Origin of the sequence: Stutzerimonas kirkiae, from assembly GCF_004327335.1 — a bacterium.
Taxonomy (GTDB): domain Bacteria; phylum Pseudomonadota; class Gammaproteobacteria; order Pseudomonadales; family Pseudomonadaceae; genus Stutzerimonas; species Stutzerimonas kirkiae.
The window spans coordinates 151245-172620 of record NZ_QJUO01000001.1; the positions used below are offsets into that span (position 1 = coordinate 151245).

22 protein-coding genes and 1 tRNA gene are annotated in these 21376 nt (G+C 65.4%); 14 read left to right on the top strand and 9 right to left on the bottom strand.

Annotated elements, in window-relative coordinates:
• The first annotated feature begins 188 nt into the window (after positions 1–188).
• A complete protein-coding gene (locus DNJ95_RS00640; protein ID WP_131182791.1) occupies positions 189–656 on the top strand; it encodes an EVE domain-containing protein in 468 nt (155 codons plus the stop codon).
• Here the strand turns inward: DNJ95_RS00640 and DNJ95_RS00645 are convergent.
• From DNJ95_RS00645 to DNJ95_RS00660, 4 genes are all read right to left on the bottom strand, one after another.
• Positions 634–1029: a flagellar basal body-associated protein FliL gene (locus DNJ95_RS00645; RefSeq protein WP_131182792.1), complete on the bottom strand. Its 396-nt coding sequence runs from the start codon at positions 1027–1029 to the stop codon at positions 634–636. The two genes, DNJ95_RS00640 and DNJ95_RS00645, sit on opposite strands and share 23 nt — an antisense overlap.
• A gap of 79 nt (positions 1030–1108) precedes the next feature.
• Positions 1109–1600 (bottom strand): protein-export chaperone SecB, encoded by a 492-nt coding sequence (gene secB, locus DNJ95_RS00650; protein WP_131182793.1) that lies wholly within the window; start codon positions 1598–1600, stop codon positions 1109–1111.
• A gap of 87 nt (positions 1601–1687) precedes the next feature.
• Positions 1688–1942: a glutaredoxin 3 gene (gene grxC, locus DNJ95_RS00655; protein ID WP_131182794.1), complete on the bottom strand. Its 255-nt coding sequence runs from the start codon at positions 1940–1942 to the stop codon at positions 1688–1690.
• A gap of 2 nt (positions 1943–1944) precedes the next feature.
• Positions 1945–2358 carry a rhodanese-like domain-containing protein gene (locus tag DNJ95_RS00660; protein ID WP_131182795.1) on the bottom strand — a complete coding sequence of 138 codons (414 nt, stop codon included), beginning with the start codon at positions 2356–2358 and terminating at the stop codon, positions 1945–1947.
• A gap of 140 nt (positions 2359–2498) precedes the next feature.
• Between DNJ95_RS00660 and gpmI the strand changes: the two genes are divergently transcribed.
• From gpmI to DNJ95_RS00690, 6 genes are all read left to right on the top strand, one after another.
• Positions 2499–4034, top strand: coding sequence for a 2,3-bisphosphoglycerate-independent phosphoglycerate mutase (gene gpmI, locus DNJ95_RS00665; protein WP_131182796.1), 1536 nt, complete (start codon positions 2499–2501; stop codon positions 4032–4034).
• Positions 4035–4177: 143 nt separating this feature from the next.
• The gene (locus DNJ95_RS00670; protein ID WP_131182797.1) at positions 4178–5422 is read left to right on the top strand and encodes a murein hydrolase activator EnvC family protein; all 1245 of its coding nucleotides are present in this window, start codon (positions 4178–4180) and stop codon (positions 5420–5422) included.
• A 26-nt stretch (positions 5423–5448) separates the two neighbouring features.
• Positions 5449–6816, top strand: coding sequence for a S41 family peptidase (locus DNJ95_RS00675; protein WP_131182798.1), 1368 nt, complete (start codon positions 5449–5451; stop codon positions 6814–6816).
• A 9-nt stretch (positions 6817–6825) separates the two neighbouring features.
• Entirely contained in the window at positions 6826–7593 is a 768-nt protein-coding gene (locus tag DNJ95_RS00680) for a divergent polysaccharide deacetylase family protein (RefSeq protein ID WP_131182799.1), read from the top strand.
• Positions 7590–8087, top strand: coding sequence for a M48 metallopeptidase family protein (locus tag DNJ95_RS00685; RefSeq protein WP_131182800.1), 498 nt, complete (start codon positions 7590–7592; stop codon positions 8085–8087). The genes DNJ95_RS00680 and DNJ95_RS00685 overlap by 4 nt, the downstream gene beginning before the upstream one ends.
• 171 nt (positions 8088–8258) lie before the next feature.
• The gene (locus tag DNJ95_RS00690) at positions 8259–9038 is read left to right on the top strand and encodes an acetoin reductase (protein WP_131182801.1); all 780 of its coding nucleotides are present in this window, start codon (positions 8259–8261) and stop codon (positions 9036–9038) included.
• Between the two features lie 200 nt (positions 9039–9238).
• Here DNJ95_RS00690 and hisF read toward each other — a convergent pair whose 3' ends face one another.
• The 5 genes from hisF to hisB all read right to left on the bottom strand — a co-directional run bounded on the left by hisF (position 9239) and on the right by hisB (position 12440).
• Positions 9239–10009 (bottom strand): imidazole glycerol phosphate synthase subunit HisF, encoded by a 771-nt coding sequence (gene hisF, locus DNJ95_RS00695; protein WP_131182802.1) that lies wholly within the window; start codon positions 10007–10009, stop codon positions 9239–9241.
• A 95-nt stretch (positions 10010–10104) separates the two neighbouring features.
• Positions 10105–10848 carry a 1-(5-phosphoribosyl)-5-[(5-phosphoribosylamino)methylideneamino]imidazole-4-carboxamide isomerase gene (hisA, locus tag DNJ95_RS00700; RefSeq protein WP_131182803.1) on the bottom strand — a complete coding sequence of 248 codons (744 nt, stop codon included), beginning with the start codon at positions 10846–10848 and terminating at the stop codon, positions 10105–10107.
• 99 nt (positions 10849–10947) lie between these two features.
• A complete protein-coding gene (locus tag DNJ95_RS00705) occupies positions 10948–11208 on the bottom strand; it encodes a DUF2164 domain-containing protein (RefSeq protein WP_131182804.1) in 261 nt (86 codons plus the stop codon).
• A complete protein-coding gene (gene hisH / locus DNJ95_RS00710) occupies positions 11208–11846 on the bottom strand; it encodes an imidazole glycerol phosphate synthase subunit HisH (protein WP_131182805.1) in 639 nt (212 codons plus the stop codon). The genes DNJ95_RS00705 and hisH overlap by 1 nt, the downstream gene beginning before the upstream one ends.
• The gene (hisB, locus tag DNJ95_RS00715; protein ID WP_131182806.1) at positions 11847–12440 is read right to left on the bottom strand and encodes an imidazoleglycerol-phosphate dehydratase HisB; all 594 of its coding nucleotides are present in this window, start codon (positions 12438–12440) and stop codon (positions 11847–11849) included.
• Positions 12441–12560: 120 nt separating this feature from the next.
• Here hisB and DNJ95_RS00720 point away from each other — a divergent pair, with 120 nt between their 5' ends.
• From DNJ95_RS00720 to cas3f, 7 genes are all read left to right on the top strand, one after another.
• Positions 12561–12959 carry an acetyl-CoA sensor PanZ family protein gene (locus tag DNJ95_RS00720; RefSeq protein WP_131182807.1) on the top strand — a complete coding sequence of 133 codons (399 nt, stop codon included), beginning with the start codon at positions 12561–12563 and terminating at the stop codon, positions 12957–12959.
• Positions 12960–12968: 9 nt separating this feature from the next.
• Complete coding sequence (locus DNJ95_RS00725; RefSeq protein WP_131182808.1) at positions 12969–15200, top strand: AsmA family protein; 2232 nt, start codon at positions 12969–12971, stop codon at positions 15198–15200.
• On the top strand, positions 15197–16264 hold the full coding sequence (gene mutY / locus DNJ95_RS00730; RefSeq protein WP_131182809.1) for an A/G-specific adenine glycosylase: 1068 nt from the start codon (positions 15197–15199) through the stop codon (positions 16262–16264). Before DNJ95_RS00725 ends, mutY begins: the two co-directional genes overlap by 4 nt.
• Positions 16261–16533: an oxidative damage protection protein gene (locus tag DNJ95_RS00735; RefSeq protein WP_131182810.1), complete on the top strand. Its 273-nt coding sequence runs from the start codon at positions 16261–16263 to the stop codon at positions 16531–16533. Before mutY ends, DNJ95_RS00735 begins: the two co-directional genes overlap by 4 nt.
• A 91-nt stretch (positions 16534–16624) precedes the next feature.
• Positions 16625–16700, top strand: a tRNA-Phe gene (locus tag DNJ95_RS00740).
• 284 nt (positions 16701–16984) lie between these two features.
• On the top strand, positions 16985–17953 hold the full coding sequence (gene cas1f, locus DNJ95_RS00745; protein WP_131182811.1) for a type I-F CRISPR-associated endonuclease Cas1f: 969 nt from the start codon (positions 16985–16987) through the stop codon (positions 17951–17953).
• Positions 17950–21360 (top strand): type I-F CRISPR-associated helicase Cas3f, encoded by a 3411-nt coding sequence (cas3f, locus tag DNJ95_RS00750; protein ID WP_131182812.1) that lies wholly within the window; start codon positions 17950–17952, stop codon positions 21358–21360. The genes cas1f and cas3f overlap by 4 nt, the downstream gene beginning before the upstream one ends.
• The last annotated feature ends 16 nt before the right edge of the window (positions 21361–21376 follow it).

Here is a 21376-nt window from a genome sequence, read left to right on the forward strand (position 1 = left end):
ATGGGCGATCAGGCCCGATCATTGGCATACTGTGCATGCCTGCGCGGAAAATGGCCCGGCCCCCGCGGGAGGATGCCCCGGCAGGGCCGTGATAGCCTTTTGGAATCACCGCTGATTCTCTTCCATATGCGCAAACAGTTCAATTCCCGACACCACCTGATTGGCACTCGACCGAGCGAAGGCAAGAGATGCACTACTGGCTGATGAAGTCCGAACCCGACGAACTCTCCATCGAGACGCTGAGCGAACGCGGGCGGGCCCGCTGGGACGGTGTGCGCAACTACCAGGCACGCAACTACCTGCGCAGCATGGAGCAGGGTGACCTTTTCCTCTTCTACCACTCCAGCTGTGCGCTGCCTGGCGTCGCCGGAATCGCCCGCATCGCCACAAGCGCCTACCCCGACCCCGCGGCCATCGACCCGCACAGCCCCTATCACGATAGCAAGGCAACAGCCCTGGCCAATCCCTGGAGCGCGGTCGATGTCGAGTTCGTGGAACGATTCCCGCAGGTCGTACCGCTGGCACGCCTGAAGGAAGAAAGCGCCCTGGGCGAAATGCCGCTACTCAAGAAAGGCAACCGCCTCTCGGTGATGCCGGTCAGCGCCGGGCAGTGGCAACGGATTATCGAGCTGGCTACTGGACGATCAGGTTGTTGAACAGCAGGTCACTGACCAGCGGCCGCCCTTCCTCCTGCGCCAGCACCGACTGAACCTGGCGCAGCGCCTCGAGACGCAGGGTCTCCTTGGCTTCCACGCTCTGCATGCTTTCCTCGGTCTGCTGCGAGAACAGCATGACCAGTTGGTTGCGGATCAACGGCTCATGGTGCTTGACCCGCGCCTCCGCGGCCGCGTCGGTCACCCTCAACGACACATCGGCCTTGTAGAAACGCAGCCGCTCACCCGAGCCATAATTGCCCACGAAGGCGGGAAACAGGCTGTAGTAGATGGTCTTCGACACCTCGGAGGCCGGCTCGGCCGCCATTGCCGGTACGGAGAAGAAAGCGATCAGCAACAGGAGCAACGGTTTCAAGACGATATTCCTCAAGGGTCGTTGAGCAGTGCATGGGGCGCGCTGGAAAAACTCCCGCGACACCCCATGCCGGCGAAACTCAATGCTGCGACTGGCTGGCCGCTTCTCCGGCCTGTTGCAGGCGCGCCAGCTCCTGGGCATAGAGCGCATCGAAGTTGACCGGCGACAGCATCAGAGCAGGGAAGGAGCCGCGAGTGACCAGGCTGTCCAGCGCCTCGCGCGCATAAGGGAACAGGATGTTCGGGCAGAAGGCGCCCAGGGTATGGCTCATGGCCTGCGCATCCAGCCCCTTGATCAGGAAGATGCCGGCCTGCTGCACTTCGGCGATGAAAGCCACTTCTTCACCGGTCTTGACCGTCACGGAGAGCGTCAGCACCACTTCATAGAAGTCGCCATCCAGCGTTTTCTGCTTGGTATTGAGATCCAGGGCCACGTTCGGCTGCCATTCCTGGCGGAAGATCTCCGGGCTTTTCGGTGCCTCGAAGGACAGGTCGCGAACATAGATACGTTGCAGGGAGAATTGCGCGCCCGCTTCGCCCTGGGCGGCGGCGCCGTTGGTTTGTTCAGTCATCTTGGAACCTTCCTGTGCATAACAGTGTTGGAATATGCCGGTCAATGAGCGCGGCGCCAGATGCCACGCCCAGCGCCGACAGGCAGATCAGGCCCCGAGCAGTTCGTCCAGCCGGCCCGCCCGCTCGAGGGCATGAAGTTCATCGCAACCGCCGATATGGCGATCACCGATCCAGATTTGCGGCACCGATGTCCGGCCCGCCTTGCTGACCATCTCGGCGCGCAGGGCGGGTTGCCCGTCCACGAGGATTTCCTCGTAGGCAACGCCCTTGTGATCGAGCAACGCCTTGGCGCGGATACAGAACGGGCACCATGCCGAACTGTAGATGACGACTCCGGCCATGCTTACTTGACCACCGGCAGATTATCGCTGCGCCAACTGGAAATGCCGCCGGCCAGCCTGCCGGTATCGAAACCGGCCTTCTTCAGTTCACGGCAGACAGTGCCCGAATGCTGGCCCATGGCATCGACCACGATGATGGTCCTGGTTTTGTGCTTGTCCAGTTCAGCGATACGGCTGGTCAGCTTGTCATAGGGAATGTTCAACGCATCGACGATATGCCCTGCATCGAACTCCTTCTTGCCGCGCACGTCCAACACCACGCCCTGGCCGCCATTGACCAGCGCGGTCAGCTCGCGGCTGCTCAGGCTCTTGCCACCCTTGCGGGTTTCGTTGAGCAGCAACAGGGCCAGCAGCACGACGAACAGCGAACTGAGCACATAGTGGTTGGATACGAATTCAATCAGGTTTGCGAACATCGATGGCTACTCGGGGAATAAAATGCGGGCCAGTATACACAGCCCCCACAGCAGGCTGAACCCTGACGGACAGTGACGTTGACGCGGACAGCCAGTAGACTGGCCGCCTTTTTCCGGACCCCTTCGCAAGGAGCCAGACCATGCCCGCTGCGCCCAAACCCCTGGTACTGATCATTCTCGATGGCTTCGGGCACAGCGATAGCCCCGATTACAATGCGATTCATTCCGCCAGGACGCCCGTCTATGACCGCCTGCTGGCGACCCAACCGCACGGGCTGATTTCCGGCAGCGGCATGGACGTGGGCCTGCCGGACGGCCAGATGGGTAACTCAGAGGTCGGGCACATGAACCTGGGGGCCGGGCGCGTGGTGTACCAGGATTTCACCCGCGTGACCAAATCCATCCGCGATGGCGACTTCTTCGACAACGCCGCCATCACCAGCGCCGTGGACAAGGCGGTCGCCGCCGGCAAGGCCGTGCATATCCTCGGGCTGCTCTCCGACGGCGGTGTGCACAGCCACCAGGATCACCTGGCGGCGATGGCCGAACTGGCCGCCCGCCGTGGTGCCGAGAAAATCTACCTGCATGCCTTCCTCGATGGCCGCGACACGCCACCGCGCAGCGCGCAGGGCTCCATCGAACTGCTCGACGCCACCTTCGCCCGCCTGGGCCGTGGCCGCATCGCCAGCCTGATCGGGCGTTACTTCGCCATGGATCGCGACAATCGCTGGGACCGGGTGCAACAGGCCTACGAACTGATCGTCGACAGCAATGCACAATTCAGCGCCGCCACCGCCCAGGAAGGCCTGCAGGCCGCCTACGCGCGCGACGAGAGCGACGAATTCGTCAAGGCGACGCGGATCGGCGAAGCGGTACGCGTCGAGGACGGCGACGCCGTGGTGTTCATGAACTTCCGCGCCGACCGCGCCCGCGAGTTGAGCCGCGCCTTCGTCGAAGACGGCTTCAGTGGCTTCGAGCGCAAGCGCGTGCCGCGCCTGGCCGGCTACGTCATGCTCACCCAGTACGCAGCCAGCATCGATGCCCCCAGCGCCTTCAAGCCGGAGCCGCTGACCAATGTGCTCGGTGAATACCTGGCCAATAATGGCAAGACCCAATTACGTATCGCCGAGACCGAGAAATACGCACACGTCACCTTCTTCTTCTCCGGTGGCCGCGAAGAGCCGTTCGCTGGCGAAGAGCGCATCCTCATACCCTCGCCGAACGTCGCCACCTATGACCTGCAACCGCAGATGAGCGCCCCGGAAGTCACCGACCGCATCGTCGATGCCATCGAGAACCAGCGCTACGACGTGATCATCGTCAACTACGCCAACGGCGACATGGTCGGCCATACCGGTGTGTTCGAGGCCGCGGTGGCGGCGGTCGAGTACCTGGACCACTGCGTAGGGCGCATCGTCGAGGCGCTGGGCAAGGTGGGCGGCGAAGCCCTGCTGACCGCCGACCACGGCAACGTCGAGCAGATGGAGGACGAGAGCACCGGCCAGGCACACACCGCGCACACCTGTGAGCCGGTGCCCTTCATCTATATCGGCCAACGCGACCTGCGTATCCGTAATGGCGGCGTACTGGCCGATGTGGCACCGACCCTGCTGACCCTGCTGGGCATGCCGATTCCCCGGGAGATGACGGGGACTTCGATCGTGGAGTTGCAATAAGCTGCAAGCGTAGTCAGTGTGGGCGATGGGATGGGGCCAAAACCCTGTCAAGCTTCTCTTGCCGCTTGTAGCTTGCAGCTTGCCGCCGCTTTTTTAGGCATACTACCCCCCGTCTCCCCGTCCCTGTCGGTAACGCTTGCCCCATGATCCGCACAGCCATCCTGCTCACGCTTTTCTGCATGTTCGGCACCGCCGTGGCCGACGAGCACGCCGCAACCCGGCAACAGATCGAGGCGGCGCGCAAGGATGTCGCGGAACTGCAGAAACTGCTGAAGCAGATCGAGCAGGAAAAGTCGGCGGCCCAGAAGCAGTTGAAAGCCACCGAAAGCGAGATGGGGCAACTGGAAAAACAGGTCGACGACTTGCAGCAGGAGATCGACCGCAGCGAAGCCGAACTGCAGCGCCTGGACGAGGAAAAGACCACCCTCGAAGGCGCCCGACTCGAACAGCAGCGGCTGATCGCCATCCAGGCGCGCGCCGCCTACCAGAGCGGTCGCCAGGAATACCTGAAGCTGCTGCTGAACCAGCAGAATCCGGAAAAATTCAGTCGCACCCTCACCTACTACGATTACCTGAACAAGGCCCGCTTCGAGCAACTCGACACCTTCAACGAAACCCTGCGCCAGTTGAGCAATGTCGAATCGAGCATAGAGTCCCAACGCAGCCATCTGGCCGAACAGCAGGATGGCCTGATACAGCGCCGCAGCCAATTGGCCGAGGTGCGCAAGGAGCGCCAGCAGGCCCTCGCCAGCCTGAATCGCGACCAGCGCAACCGCGAGCAACGGTTGCAGAATCGCCAGCAGGAACAGGCGCAGTTGCAGCGTGTACTCAAGACCATCGAGGAAACCCTCGCCCGCCAGGCCCGTGAAGCCGAAGAAGCCAGGCAGCGCGCCCTCGCCCAGGCACGCGCGCAGGAATCCCGCGCTCCGGCCAGCGCCGCGACAGGCCCACTGGTTTCCAGCGTCGGCGGCAATTTCGGTGGCCCCTTCGCCCAGGCCAAGGGCAAGCTGCCCTGGCCGGTCGATGGACGCTTGGTCGCCCGTTACGGCACTCCTCGCGGCGGCGACGCTCGAACCAAATGGGATGGGGTGCTGATCGGCGCCAACGCCGGCACCCAGGTACGCGCCGTGCATGGCGGGCGCGTGGTCTTCGCCGACTGGTTGCGCGGGGCGGGGCTACTGGTAATCCTCGATCATGGCAACGGTTACCTGAGCCTCTATGGCCACAACCAGAGCCTGCTGCGCAATGCCGGCGACGTCGTCAAGGCCGGAGACCCCATCGCTACCGTTGGCAACAGTGGCGGGCAGGATACTGCCGCCCTGTATTTCGCCATTCGCCAGCAGGGCCGCCCGAGCGACCCGGCACAATGGTGCCGCGCCCAAGGATAGTGCGCCCCTCACAACTGGAGTTCGACATGCTGCACTCGCGCCGTTTCGTCCAACCGTCCATACGCAACCTGGCCTTGCGCGCCCCGGCCATGCTCGCCCTGGCCCTGGTGCTGGGTGTGCAGGGCAGCGCCTGGGCCCAGCCGTCCGCGCTCGAACTGACGCAGGACCCGAGCGTAGCGCCCGGCAAAGCCCCTTTGCCGCTGGACGAACTGCGCACTTTCGCCGAAGTGCTGGACCGCATCAAAGCGGCCTATGTCGAACCGGTGGATGACAAGACCCTGCTGGAGAATGCCATCAAGGGCATGCTCAGCAACCTCGATCCGCATTCGGCCTACCTGGAGCCGGAAGCCTTCGCCGAACTGCAGGAAAGCACCAGCGGCGAATTCGGCGGGCTGGGCATCGAGGTCGGTGTCGAGGACGGCTTCATCAAGGTGGTCTCTCCGATCGACGACACACCAGCTTCCAAGGCCGGCATCGAGGCGGGCGACCTGATCGTCAAGATCGACGGCCAGCCGACCAAGGGCCTGTCGATGCTCGAGGCCGTGTCGAAGATGCGCGGCAAGCCGGGTAGCTCCATCACCCTGTCACTGGTGCGCGACGGCGGCACGCCATTCGAGGTCAAGCTCGAGCGCGCCGTGATCAAGGTGCGCAGCGTCAAGAGCCAGTTGCTGGAAGACGGCTACGGCTACCTGCGCATCACCCAGTTCCAGATCAACACCGGCGACGAAGTCGGCAAGGCCCTGGCGCGACTGAAGAAGGACAATGGCAACAAGGAACTGGGCGGCCTGGTGCTGGACCTGCGCAACAACCCCGGCGGTGTGCTGCAGGCCGCCGTGGAGGTCGCCGACCACTTCCTCACCGAGGGACTGATCGTCTATACCAAGGGGCGCATTCCCAACTCCGAACTACGCTTCTCCGCCGATCCGGCCGATGCCAGCGCAGGCGTACCCCTGGTGGTACTGATCAACGGCGGCAGCGCCTCGGCCTCGGAGATCGTCGCCGGCGCCCTGCAGGACCAGAAGCGTGCGGTACTGATGGGTACCGACAGCTTCGGCAAGGGCTCGGTGCAGACCGTACTGCCACTGAACAACGACCGCGCCCTGAAGCTGACCACCGCGCTCTACTACACCCCCAACGGGCGCTCGATCCAGGCCCAGGGCATCGAGCCGGATATCGAAGTGGCGCGCGCCAAAGTCACCCGCGAACAGGGTGGCGAAGGTTTCCGCGAGGCCGACCTGGCCGGGCACCTGGGCAATGGCAACGGCGGGCCGGACCGCAGCAGCGCCAACCGCAAGGGCGAGGGCGAAGCGACACCGCGCCCGCAGGACGACGACTACCAGCTCAGCCAGGCGCTCAACCTGCTCAAAGGGCTGAACCTCACGCGCAGGAAGTAATATCGCCCCATGCGCTTTGCCGCACTGCTGCTGGTCCTGCTCTGCCCGCCCGGAACGTTCGCCTTCGAGCAACCGCCCAGGCTGGCCCTGGTGATCGACGACCTCGGCCAGCAGCCGCAACGCGACCAGCGCGTGCTGGCACTGCCCGGCCCGGTGGCGTTGGCGATCATGCCCGATACGCCCAATGCCGCCAGCCTGGCGCGGCAGGCCAGCGCTGCCGGCAAGACGGTCATGCTGCACCTGCCCATGGCCCCTGCTGGCGGCGCCTACGCCTGGCAACCCGGCCTTTCCCGCGAACAATTGCAGCAACGGCTGGATGCCGCGCTGCTGGCAGTGCCCCATGCCCAAGGCGTCAACAACCACATGGGCAGCCGCATGACCGAACAGGCACAGGCCATGGGCTGGCTGATGCAGGACCTGCAGCGGCGCCACCTGTTCTTCCTCGACAGCCGCACCAGCCCGAATACCCGCGCCGCCGCGGCAGCGCAGGAGATCGGGCTGGCCAGTCTGTCGAGGGATATATTCCTGGATAACGACCAGGCCCCCGAGGCCATAGCCGAACGCTTTCGCGCCGCCATCGCCCTGGCGCGCAAACAGGGCTCGGCAGTGATCATCGGCCATCCGTATGCCGCCACACTGGCCGTGCTGGAGCGCGAGTTGCCGCGGCTGAAGGAGCAGGGTATAGACTGGATCGCCATCGAGCAGATGATCGCCCTGCGCGCCAACCGCGCCATGCCCGCACATGGCAAGGACGGTACCTACAGGCCGCCACGATGAACGAACTGAAATACCTGGCGGCCTACCCGGCGCAGTTGCAGGAACAGGTGCGCCAGTTGATCGCCCGGCAACGCCTGGGTGAGTACCTGCACCAGCGCTACCCTGACCGACACCCGATACAGAGCGACCGGGCGCTCTATGGCTATGTGACGGAGCTGAAACAGCAATACCTGAAAAGCGCGCCGAACATCGACAAGGTACTGTTCGACAACCGCCTCGACCTGACCCACCGCGCCCTCGGCCTGCACACCGCGATCTCCCGCGTGCAGGGCGGCAAGCTCAAGGCCAAGAAGGAAATCCGCGTGGCGGCCCTGTTCAAGGAGGCCGCGCCCGAGTTCCTCAGAATGATCGTGGTGCACGAGTTGGCGCACCTGCGCGAAGCCGAGCACAACAAGGCCTTCTACCAGCTCTGCTGCCATATGCTGCCCGACTATCACCAGCTCGAATTCGACCTGCGCGTCTACCTGACCTGGCGCGACCTCGAAACCCGCTGAGCGGGCGGGAGCGGCCCTGGCCGCGAAGCCTTTGTGTCCGGTTGCAGCCCATGCGCGGGCCAGCCCGCCCACATGCACACTCGATATGCCTTTTCATTGCTCTGGTGCCATATAAACGACCCAAAGGCATGGCACTATCCGGTCATCACATCAGCCCACAGGAGATGATTCATGAGCCTCACCAACAAGGTCGTACTGGTTACCGGCGCCGGACAGGGTATCGGCAAGGCCATCGCACTGCGCCTGGCGAAGGATGGCGCCGATGTCGCACTGGTCGACGTCAAGCCCGAGGGTATCCAGGCGGTAGCCGAGGAAATCCGTGCACTGGGCCGCAAGGCCACCACCTTCGTGGCCGACGTGTCGAAACAGGACCAGGTGTTCGCCGCGGTGGACCATACCGAGCGCGAACTGGGTGGCTTCGACATCATCGTCAACAACGCCGGCATTTCCCAGGTCGCCTCGCTGCTGGAGGTGACCCCGCAGGAAGTCGAGCGCATCCAGGCGATCAACGTGCATGGCGTGCTGTGGGGCATCCAGGCCGCCGCCAAGAAGCTCAAGGCGCTGAAGAAGCCGGGCAAGATCATCAACGCCTCGTCCATCGCCGGCCATGACGGCTTCGCCCTGCTCGGGGTGTATTCCTCCACCAAGTTCGCCGTGCGCGCACTGACCCAGGCGGCGGCCAAGGAACTGGCCAGCGACGGCATCACCGTCAACGCCTACTGCCCGGGCGTGGTCGGCACCGACATGTGGGTCGACATCGACCAGCGCATGGCCGATATCACTGGCGCGCCGGTGGGAGCGACCTACAAGAAATACGTCGAAGGCATCGCCCTGGGCCGGGCACAGACACCGGAGGATGTCGCCGGCTTCGTCTCCTACCTGGCCGGCCCGGACGCCGACTACATGACCGGCCAGTCGCCGCTGATCGACGGCGGCCTGGTCTACCGCTGAAAACCGCGGGGTAAGCCGTGCCCATCGGTGGGCGATGGATGGTCGTTCGCCGGTGCGCACGGCGCACCCCTACAGCGGCTTCAAGCGGTAACGCGATGGACTCTTCGGCGAATCCCGAGCACAGCGATACCCATCGGGGTCCGGCTCCAATGGGTATCGTCGCGGAACTCCCCGGCCCATCCTACGACCGCTGATCGTGCTCAGCGCATGACGATGCCGCGGCTGGCCATATAGGCCTTGGCCTCGGGCACGGTGTATTCGCCGAAGTGGAAGATGCTCGCCGCCAGCACCGCGTCGGCCTTGCCTTCGAGGATGCCATCGGCCAGGTGTTGCAGGTTGCCGACGCCACCGGAGGCGATCACCGGGATACTCACCGCTTCGCTGATGGCTCGGGTCACGCCCAGGTCATAGCCGCTCTTGACGCCATCCTGGTCCATGCTGGTCAGCAGGATCTCGCCCGCCCCCAGTTCCTGCATCTTGCGCGCCCAGGCCACGGCATCCAGACCGGTCGGCTTGCGCCCGCCGTGGGTGAAGATTTCCCAGCGCGGCGTCTCGCCGGGCGCGGACACCTTCTTGGCGTCGATGGCGACGACGATGCACTGCGAGCCGAAGCGCTGCGCCGCTTCGCCGACGAACTCCGGGTTGAACACCGCCGCGGTGTTGATCGACACCTTGTCGGCCCCGGCATTCAACAGGTTGCGGATATCCTGCACGCTGCGTACGCCGCCACCGACGGTCAGCGGGATGAACACCTGGCTGGCCATGCGCTCGACGGTATGCAAGGTGGTATCGCGCCCATCGACGCTGGCAGTGATATCGAGGAAGGTGATCTCGTCGGCGCCCTGCTCGTCGTAACTCCGGGCGATCTCCACCGGATCGCCGGCATCGCGGATGTTCTCGAACTTGACCCCCTTGACCACGCGACCGTTGTCGACATCGAGGCAGGGGATGATGCGTTTGGCCAGGGGCATGTAAGCCTCCCAATCTTGAACTCGCTGGAGGCTGGAGGCTGGAGGCTGGACGAAAAAGCAACTCGGCCATCGTCCAGCCTTCAGCCTTCAGCGCTTTATTCGTCTTTTGCCTGCCGGTCGCAGAGCGCCTGCGCCTGCGCCACATCCAGCGTACCCTCGTAGATGGCACGGCCGGTGATGGCGCCGATGATACCCGGGCTGCTGGCATCCAGCAGCGCCTGGATATCGCCCAGGTTGTGGATACCGCCGGAGGCGATCACCGGGATACGCGTGGCGTTGGCCAGGGCGGCAGTGGCCTCGACGTTGCAGCCTTGCATCATGCCGTCCTTGGCGATATCGGTGTAGACGATGGCGGACACGCCGTCGGCCTCGAAGCGCCTGGCCAGGTCGATCACCTGCACGCTGCTCACTTCCGCCCAGCCATCGGTGGCGACGAAACCGTCCTTGGCGTCCAGGCCGACGATCACCTTGCCGGGGAAGGCGCGGCAGGCCTCGCCGACGAACTCCGGCTGCTTGACCGCCTTGGTACCGATGATCACGTAGCTGACGCCGGCCTTCACATAATGTTCGATGGTTTCCAGCGAGCGGATGCCGCCGCCGATCTGGATCGGCAGGTGCGGATAACGTCGGGCGATGGCAGTGACCACCTCGCCGTTGACCGGCTGGCCTTCGAAGGCGCCATTCAGGTCGACCAGGTGCAGGCGGCGGCAACCGCCCTCGACCCACTTCGCGGCCATCGCCACCGGGTCGTCGGAAAATACCGTGGCATCGTCCATCAGGCCCTGGCGCAAACGCACGCAGGCACCGTCTTTGAGGTCGATCGCGGGGATGATCAGCATGCTCTTTCCTTCGTCAATTCAAGCGGCAAGCTGCAAGCCACAAGCTGCAGGCAATGCGCGGCGGTTGTTCGACAGGCGATCCGGCTCCGGCTGCTGCTATCAGCCCTTTTCCAGCGCCCACAGGTCGCTTTCGATGCTTTCGAACCGCTCCTTGAGAAGCAGTTGGATATCGTCAATCGCCCTGTTGTAGTAATGAGGTGCAATTTCCTTGCTGAACAGGTCGAGGACCTCGGCCACCTCGAAGGACCCCAGCTCGAGCTCGAAGCGCTCTTCCAGAAAGCGCTTGAGGGTACCGAGCGCCTCGCGCTCCTGCTCCGGGGCCAGGGTGAGCAGCGGGGCCTTGATACGTGACCTGGCCATTACCAGCGCCCATCCCAGGCGGCGAAGTTCTGCAGCAGTTGCAGGCCATGGGAATGGCTTTTCTCCGGGTGGAACTGCACGGCGAAACGCGAGCCTTCGGCCAGCGCCGCGGCGAAATCCTTGCCGTAATGGCCACGCCCGACCACCTGGCGCGGATTGCCGGCCTCGATGTAGTAGCTGTGCACGAAGTAGAAGCGCGCCAGGTCCGGGATGCTGTGCCACAGCGGGTGGTCGATGTTCTGGAATACCTCGTTCCAGCCCATGTGCGGCACCTTGAGGCGCTCGCCATCCTCGACCAGGTCCTGGCCGAAGAAACGTACCCGGCCAGGGAACAGGCCGATGCAGTCGACGCCGTCGTTCTCCTCGCTATGCTCCATCAGGGCCTGCATGCCGACACAGATACCGAGGAACGGGCGGTCCTGGCTGACCTCGCGCACCAGTTCGTCGAAGCCCAGCCGGCGAATCTCAGCCATGCAGTCGCGGATCGCGCCGACCCCCGGGAACACCACGCGGTCGGCCTCGCGGATCACCCGGGCATCGCTGCTGACCAGTACGCGCCCGGCGCCGACATGCTCCAGCGCCTTGGCCACCGAATGCAGGTTGCCCATGCCATAGTCGATAACGGCGACAGTCTGCATTTACAGGCAACCCTTGGTGGAAGGCATCTGCCCGGCCATGCGCGGGTCGAGCGCCAGCGCCATGCGCAGGGCGCGACCGAAGGCCTTGAACACCGTCTCGATCTGGTGGTGGGTATTGATGCCGCGCAGGTTGTCGATGTGCAGCGTGACCTGGGCATGGTTGACGAAGCCCTGGAAGAACTCCTGGAACAGGTCCACGTCGAAACCGCCGACGATGGCGCGGGTATAGGGCACGTTCATCACCAGCCCGGGACGGCCTGAGAAGTCGATGACCACCCGCGACAGCGCCTCGTCCAGCGGCACATAGCTGTGGCCGTAACGGGTCATGCCCTTCTTGTCGCCGACGGCCTTGGCGAAGGCCTGGCCGAGGGTGATGCCGACGTCTTCCACGGTGTGGTGGTCGTCGATATGCAGATCGCCCTTGCATTCGATATCCAGGTCGATCAGCCCGTGGCGGGCGATCTGGTCGAGCATGTGCTCCAGGAAGGGCACGCCAATGGCGAACCGAGCCTTACCGCTGCCATCCAGGTTGATCGAGGCCTTGACCTGGGTCTCCAGGGTATTGCGCTCGACGAATGCCGTACGTTCGGCCATCACCAGCTCCACACAATCGAACGGGAAAAGGCTGGCATTATAGGCCGGGCAGGCTGCAAGCGGCTACCGGCGAGCATTCACCGGGTTTACACTGGCCAACCAGTACCGCGGAGCCAGGCCATGCCCGTCCATGTCGAAACCGTCAGCGCCCCCAGCGAGCAGGATCGTATCGACCTGTCGCGCATCTACCAGGATGCCCCCGGCTGGCTGTTGCCCCCCCACGCCAGCGCCGGCGGCCTGATCGAAAGCGCCCTGGCCAGCGGCCAGTTGATCGCCGGCCGCTTCAACGACCGGCTGCTCGGCGCGGCCCTGCTGCAGCCGGACGAAACCGGCTGGCGCTTGTCCCACCTGTGCGTGCGCGGCATCACCCGCCAGCGCGGCGTGGGCCGCAGGATCATCGAAGAAGCCCGGCGCCGCGCAGAGGCGGCGGGCCAATCCCTGCACCTCTGCGCGCCGACGGAACACCAGGAAGTGCGGGCCCTGGCCGCGCGCATGCAACTGACACTGGCACCACTCTAGGAAGCGCCCATGAAAGCATTCGGCAAAATACTGGGACTGTTCGTACTCGGCCTGCTGCTGGTCCTGGTGGCCCTGGGCTTCGCCCTGACCCACCTGTTCGACCCCAACGACTACAAGGAACAGATCCGCCAGCTCGCCCGCGACAAGGCCGGGCTGGAACTGGTCATCAACGGCGATATCGGCTGGAGCCTGTTCCCCTGGCTCGGCCTGGAGCTGCACGACACCACCCTCGCCAGTAGCCGTACACCGGAGCAGACCCTCGCCGAACTGCGCATGCTGGGCCTCTCGGTACGCGTGCTGCCACTGCTGCGGCGCGAAGTGGAAATGAGCGATATCACGGTCAACGGCCTGAACCTGACACTGAATATCGACGAACAGGGCCAGGGCAACTGGCAGGGTATCGGCCAACCCGCACAACGCGAAGAGACCGCCAGCGATCCGGCCTCGGTAGCCGAGCCGGCCCAGGACAGCCCTGCCACGGTCACCGCCAAGGCACCCGGCAAGCCGCTCAAGCTGGATATCGACAGCCTGGACATAAGCGACGCTCGCATCAGCTATCACGATGCCCGTAGCGGCCAGCAACTCAATGCCGAAGGCATCGAACTGAAGACCGGCGCCATCCGCGAAGGCGTTGCCATCCCCGTCAACCTGAGTGCCTTCTTCGGCAGCAACCAGCCGGTGATGCGCGCCCGTACCGAACTGCAGGGCAAGCTGCTGTTCGATACCCGCCAGCAGCGCTACCAGCTCGAAGACCTGCGCCTCTCCGGGGAAACCTCCGGCGAACCGCTGCAGGGCAAGACCCTGGCCTTCAGCGCCCAGGGCCAGCTACAGGCCGACCTCGACGCGCAGACCGCCGAATGGAAGGGCCTCAAGTTCACCGCCAACCAGTTGCGCGGCCTCGGCGAGCTCAGGGTCGCCGACCTGCACGACAAACCACGCCTGGACGGCGCCTTTTCCATCGCCGAGTTCAACCTGCGCGAATTCCTCGAAGGCATCGGCCAGACGCTGCCAGCCATGGCCGACGACAAGGCCCTGGGCAAGGCAGAGCTGGTCACCCGCCTGGCCGGGACCGACAACAGCCTGATCCTCGAGGACCTGAAACTGCAACTCGATGGCAGCACCTTCAATGGCCGCCTCGGCATCCGCGACCTCAGGCGCCAGGCACTGCTGGTGGAACTCAAGGGCGACACCCTCGACCTCGACCGCTACCTGCCGCCCGCCAGCGAAGCGGGCAAGGCCGGCAACGCCGCCCGCCAGCAGCAAGTCAGCGACACCGTGCGCGCCGCCGGCAGCGCCGGTACCACCCCGCTGCCGGACAAACCGACGCAAAATGCCTGGAGCGAAGAACGGCTATTGCCGGTGGACAGCCTGCGCAACCTGGATGCCCGCCTCGCACTGGAACTCGGCAGCCTCACCCTGAGCAAACTGCCGTTCGCCAACGTACGCCTCAAGGCCACCAGCCGGGACGGCCTGAGCCGCCTCGACGAACTCCGCAGCGAGCTCTACAACGGGCGTATCGACGCCCAGGCCAGCCTCGACCTGCGCCCGGCACTGCCGCAGCTGAGCCTGCAGCCGAACCTCAGCCGCATCCCGCTCGAACGCCTGCTGCAGAGCCAGGGCCAGCAGTTGCCGATACGCGGACTGCTCAACCTGCAAGGCGAACTGACCAGCCAGGGCAACAGCCAGCGCGCCTGGATCGACAACCTCAACGGCAAGCTGGCCATGGAGGTCGATAATGGCGTATTGACCGACGCCAACCTGGAACAGCAACTGTGCCGCGCCATCGCCACCCTCAACCGCAAAGCGCTGAGCAGCGATCCGCGCAGCCAGGACACCCCGTTCCGCACCCTCAAGGGCAACCTGGAGATACGCAACGGCGTGGCCAGCAACCCGAACCTGAACCTCAACATCCCCGGCCTCGATGTGCGCGGCAACGGTGACCTGGACCTGCGCGTGCTCGCCCTCGACTACCGTATTGGCCTGGTCATCGAAGGCGACAAGGGCGCCATGCCCGACCCCGCCTGCCAGGTCAATCAGCGCTATGTCGGCCTCGAATGGCCACTGCAATGCCGTGGCCCGCTGGAGCTGGGCGCCAAGGCCTGCCGCTTCGACAAGGACGGGCTGGGCAGAATCGCCGCCAGGCTGGCCGGCGACAAGCTCAACCAGAAGATCGAGGAAAAACTTGGCGACAAGGTCAGCCCGGAACTCAAGGACGCACTCAAGGGCCTGTTCAAGCGATGAGCCCCGAGCAATTCTCCAGCGCCGTGCTGGACTGGTACGACCGGCACGGCCGCAAGGACCTGCCCTGGCAACAGGGCATCACGCCCTACCGCGTCTGGGTCTCGGAAATCATGCTGCAGCAGACCCAGGTCAGCACCGTGCTCGGCTACTTCGACCGCTTCATGGCGGCGCTGCCGGACGTACGCGCCCTGGCCGAGGCGGATGAGGACGAAGTGCTGCACCTGTGGACCGGCCTCGGCTACTACACCCGCGCCCGTAACCTGCAGAAGGCCGCGCGCATCGTCATGGCCGAGCATGGCGGCGAATTCCCGCGTGACATCGACGCCCTGACCGCGCTGCCCGGCATCGGCCGCTCCACCGCCGGCGCCATCGCCAGCCTGAGCATGGGCCTGCGCGCACCGATCCTCGACGGCAACGTCAAACGCGTACTGGCGCGCTACGTCGCCCAGGAAGGCTATCCCGGCGAGCCTGCGGTGGCCCGCCAGCTATGGGACATAGCGGAGCGGCTGACCCCCCGTCAGCGCGTCAACCACTACACCCAGGCCATGATGGACCTGGGTGCCACTCTCTGTACCCGCGGCAAGCCCAGTTGCCTGATCTGCCCGCTGGAGCCGGGCTGCAAGGCGCACCTGCTCGGCCTGGAAAGCCGCTACCCGATCCCCAAGCCACGCAAGGCATTGCCGCGCAAACGCACGCTGATGCCGCTGCTGGCCAACCATCAAGGCGCCATCCTGCTCTACCGCCGCCCTTCCAGTGGCCTCTGGGGCGGCCTCTGGAGCCTGCCGGAAATCGAAGACCTGCAAGGCCTCGGCAACCTCGCCGAACGCCACGCGCTGAAACTCGGCGAACGCCGCGCACTACCGGGCCTCGTCCACACCTTCAGCCACTTCCAGCTGGATATCGAACCCTGGCTGGTCGAGGTCGACCAGGATAGCGCAGCCGTGGCCGAGGCCGACTGGCTCTGGTATAACCTCGCCACCCCGCCGCGCCTGGGCCTGGCCGCGCCGGTGAAAAAACTGCTCAAGCGCGCCGCCGCAGAACTGAACGCAGGAGAATTCGCGTGACCCGCACCGTCCACTGCCGCAAATACAAAGAACCACTGCCCGCCCTGGACCGTCCGCCCTACCCGGGCGCGAAAGGCGAGGACATCTACAACAACGTCTCGAAAAAAGCCTGGGAAGACTGGCAGAAACACCAGACCATGCTGATCAACGAACGCCGCCTGAACATGATGAATACCGACGACCGCAAATTCCTCCAGGAAGAGATGGACAAATTCCTCTCCGGCGAGGAATACGCCCAGGCGGAAGGCTACGTGCCACCCAGCGAATGAACGGGACGATACCTAAATACCCGTTCTGACTAAATTTTTTCCGGGCCGCGCTTGACAGCCGAAAGCCAAATCCGTCTAATAGCGCCCCGTTGCCCAGGTAGCTCAGTCGGTAGAGCAGGGGATTGAAAATCCCCGTGTCGGCGGTTCGATTCCGTCCCTGGGCACCACCTTTCGTTTTCAGGTGGTGCCAAAACCACCCGAAAGCCCCAAGAAACCGGCCATAGAGCCGGTTTTTTGTGGCCCGCCATCCCTGGCAGCCACCCTTGCAGGTCATCGCTAGCGCGATGTCAAAAATTGCTCCAAGCAATTTTCGTGCCTGATCAGGGGCACAGGTACCTCCTCTCATACTTCGTATCGGCGCCGTCCCTGGCAGGGCCGCTGTGTAATTTACTCGGGCAGGATTCTGGGTTAGCGTCGAAGGCAAAGTGCTATCCACGCCAAGGCCTGCTTCATGGACGACATCAGCCCCTCCGACCTCAAGACCATCCTCCATTCCAAACGCGCCAACCTCTACTACTTGCAGCACTGCCGGGTGCTGGTCAACGGCGGCCGGGTCGAGTACGTCACCGATGCCGGCAAGCAGTCGCTGTACTGGAACATCCCCATCGCCAACACCACCACGCTGCTGCTCGGCACCGGCACCTCGATCACCCAGGCGGCGATGCGCGAGCTGGCCAAGGCCGGCGTGCTGGTGGGTTTCTGCGGTGGAGGCGGCACCCCGCTGTTCTCGGCCAACGAGATGGACGTGGAGGTCGCCTGGTTCTCGCCGCAGAGCGAATACCGGCCCACCGAGTACCTGCAGCGCTGGGTGAAATTCTGGTTCGACGATAGCAAGCGCCTGGAAGCGGCCAAGGCCTTTCAGCTCGCCCGCCTGCAGCGCATCCGCGCTGGCTGGCTGAACAGCCGGCCGCTCAGGGATGCCGGCTTCCTGGTGGATGCCAGCGCCCTCGAACGCGCCCTCGATGCTTCGCAGATCGCCATCCAGGCCGCCCCGGACAATACCTTCCTGCTCACCGAGGAAGCGCGCCTGAGCAAGCAACTGTTCGCCCTGGCCGCGCGGGCGGTGAGCTATGGCGACTTCGTGCGCGCCAAGAACGGCTCGGGCAGCGACCCGGCCAACCGCTTCCTCGACCACGGCAACTACCTGGCCTACGGCCTGGCCGCCAGCGCCACCTGGGTGCTGGGCATTCCTCACGGCCTGGCCGTGCTGCACGGCAAGACCCGCCGTGGCGGCCTGGTGTTCGACGTGGCCGACCTGGTCAAGGACGCGGCCATCCTGCCGCAGGCCTTCGTCAGCGCCGTGCGTGGCGACGAGGAGCAGGAATTCCGCCAGGCCTGCATCGAGAACCTGACCCGCAACGAATCGCTGGACTTCATGATCGACACCCTCAAGGCCGTGGCCGAACGGGTCGGCGCATGAACGTGCTGCTGATCGCCCAGTGCGACAAGCGCGCCCTGGTGGAAAGCCGGCGCATCCTCGACCAGTTCGCCGAGCGCCGCGGCGAGCGCACCTGGCAGACACCGCTCACCCAGGCCGGCCTCGACACCCTGCGCAAGCTGCTGAAGAAAAGTGCCCGGCGCAACACCGCCGTGGCCTGCCACTGGATTCGCGGCCGCGACCACAGCGAACTGCTGTGGATCGTCGGCGACGCCAGCCGCTTCAACGAACAGGGCGCGGTGCCGACCAACGCCACCCGCCGCGACGTGTTGCGCAGGGGTGACGAGAACGACTGGCACACGGGCGAGGACATCAAGCTGCTAGCGCAGATGGCGGCGCTGCTGCACGACCTGGGCAAGGCCAGCGTGGCGTTCCAGCAACGGCTGCGCCAACGGGCGCTGGAAAAGAACCTGTACCGCCACGAATGGGTATCCCTGCGCCTGTTCCTCGCCTTCGTCGGCACGGACGACGACGCCACCTGGCTGCGACGCCTGAGCGAACCGAACGCGCAGGACGATGCCAGTTGGCTGGCCCAGGGCCGTTACCTGCGCGACGGGCTGGATGCCGAGGCCCCGCCGCCCTTCAAGAACCTGCCGCCGCTGGCCGCCGCCATCGCCTGGCTGGTGTTGACCCACCATCGCCTGCCGGTGATGCCGGTGTACGACGCCAGCACCGGCCAGCAAGGCTGGCTGGGCAGGAAATCACCCACCTTCAACCCCGCCCAATTGCCCGATCTGCTCGACAGGGTCGGCCACGACTGGAACGAACTGCGCCAGAGCGCCGCCGCAGCCGATGTCGCGCCCTATTGGCAGTTCACCCACGACCTGCCGGTGCTGCTGCCCAAGTGGCGAACCCGGGCGGCCAAGCTGGCCACCCGCCTGCAAGCGCTGTGCGCCAAGGCCGGCAAGGGCGACTGGCTGGACAACCCCTACGTCATGCACCTGGCGCGCCTGAGCCTGATGCTCGCCGACCATCACTACTCCAGCCTGCCGGCAAACTCCGCCGAGCGCGTGCGTGGCGACGGCCCGGGGCCGCTGTATGCCAATACCGACCAGGACGGCAACCTGAAGCAGCCGCTGGACGAACACCTGCTCGGGGTCGCCCGCCTGGCCGGCAGCATCAGCCATGGCCTGCCCGGCTTCGAGCGCCACCTGCCGCGCCTGGCGCGCCATCGGGGCCTGAAGAAACGCAGTACCAATGAGCGTTTCCGCTGGCAGGACAAGGCCGCCGATGCCGCCGGCGCCTTGCGTGAGCAGGCCGCCGGGCAAGGCGCCTTCATCGTCAACATGGCCTCCACCGGCTGCGGCAAGACCCTGGCCAATGCCCGCGTCCTGTACAACCTGGCCGACCCGCAGCACGGCCTGCGCGCCACCTTCGCCCTGGGCCTGCGTACCCTGACCCTGCAGACCGGGCGCAGTTACCGCGAAGACCTGCACCTGGGCGAGGATGAGCTGGCGATCCGCGTCGGCGGCAGCGCCAGCCGGGCGCTCTTCGAGTATCACCAGGCCCGGGCCGAAAGCACCGGCTCGGCCTCGATCCAGCAATTGCTCGAAGAAGACAGCCATGTGCTCTACGAGGGCCAGCCCGCCGACCATCCGCTGCTGGCCCGGGCGATGCACGACGAACGCATCCGCGCCCTGCTCTGCGCCCCCATGCTGGTCTGCACCATCGACCACCTGATGCCGGCCACCGAGGCCCAGCGCGCCGGACGGCAGATCGCGCCGATGCTGCGGCTGATGAGCAGCGACCTGGTACTGGATGAACTGGACGACTTCGACCTCGCCGACCTGCCAGCGCTGACCCGCCTGGTGCATTGGGCCGGGCTGCTCGGCAGCCGCGTGCTGCTGTCCTCGGCTACCCTGCCGCCGTCCCTGGTGGACGGCATGTTCCAGGCCTACCGCGCCGGCCGTCTGCACTACCAGCGCAATCGCGGCCTGCACGGCGGGCAGGATGGCCCGCTGGACATCCCCTGCCTGTGGCTGGATGAGTTCGGCGTGCAACGAGCGAGCTGCGCCGAGGCCCGAGGCTTCGCCGGCGAGCATGCGCGCTTCGTACAAAGTCGGGTACAGGCGCTGACCCGTGCCAGCGAACGTGATGGCGCGAGGCGCTGCGGCGAGTTGCTGCCGCTGCGCATCGAGGCGCAGCAGGAGCCGGCGGTGCGCCGCGCCTTCGCCGCCGAAGTGCGCGCGGCCATCGTCGAGGCGCACAAGCGCCATGCCGAACCCTGCCCGCACAGCGGCAAGCGGATCAGCTTCGGCCTGGTGCGCATGGCCAATATCGAGCCGCTGTTCGAAGTCGCCCAGGAACTGCTGCGCCTGGGCGCGCCGGAAGAGCACCGCATCCACCTGTGCGTCTACCATGCGCGCTTCCCATTGCTGTTGCGTTCGGCCATCGAGCAGCGCCTCGATACCAGCCTCGATCGGCGCAAGGCCGAGGCCGTCTACGACCGGGCGGAAATACGCCAGGCCATCGACGCGACGCCCGAGCACAATCACCTGTTCGTGGTGCTCGGCTCGCCGGTCACCGAGGTCGGCCGCGACCATGACTACGACTGGGCGGTGGTCGAGCCTTCGTCGATGCGCTCGCTGATCCAGCTCGCCGGGCGCGTGCAGCGGCACCGCAACCAACCCTGCCAGACGCCGAACATCCTGATCTTCGATACCAACCTGCGCCACTTTTCCCCGGCCAGGGGACGCGACGGCCAGCCACTGGCGGCCTTCGTACGGCCCGGTTTCGAGGATGAACGCGGCCTGGCGGATGCGCCATTCCGCCTCACCAGCCACCGCCTCGGCAAACTGCTGCACCCAGACGAATACCGCACTATCGGCGCCACCCCGCGCATCCAGCCGCGCCCGGCGCAGGACTGGCAAGCCAAGCGCAGCCTGGTCGACCTGGAACATGCCCGCCTGGCCGAGCGGATGCTGCCCAAGCCCCGCTCCGCGTCGACAGCCACATCGCGCTTCGCCAAACCCGACGGCTTCGATCTCGACGCCGCCTGCGCCTGGCAATTCCCCCGCGCCTCCCTGACCTGGGCGCTGCCGCAGCAGCAACCGTTCCGCGACGATCCGGGCCGCGAGAGCGAATTGCTGTTCCTCCCCGACGAAGACCAGGAGCGCCTGCTGATCCACCGTATCCATGAACAAGCCCAGCGCGGCAAGCCGGCGATCTACACCGCCGCCGAAAGCCTGGTGGAGCACCTGCGCCTGGAATTCGGCCCGAGGATCGGCCCCTGGGGCCAGGACGACCTGCTGGAACTGCTGGCCGAACAGGCCGAAGCCCAGCGCCTGCCGCTGGATCTGTGCGCCCAGCGCTTTACCACGGTCAGCGTGCCGGACAGTACGCAGGGCTGGCGCTATCACCCGCTGCTGGGGTTTGCGAAGAAGAAATGAAACCAGGAATACGAAG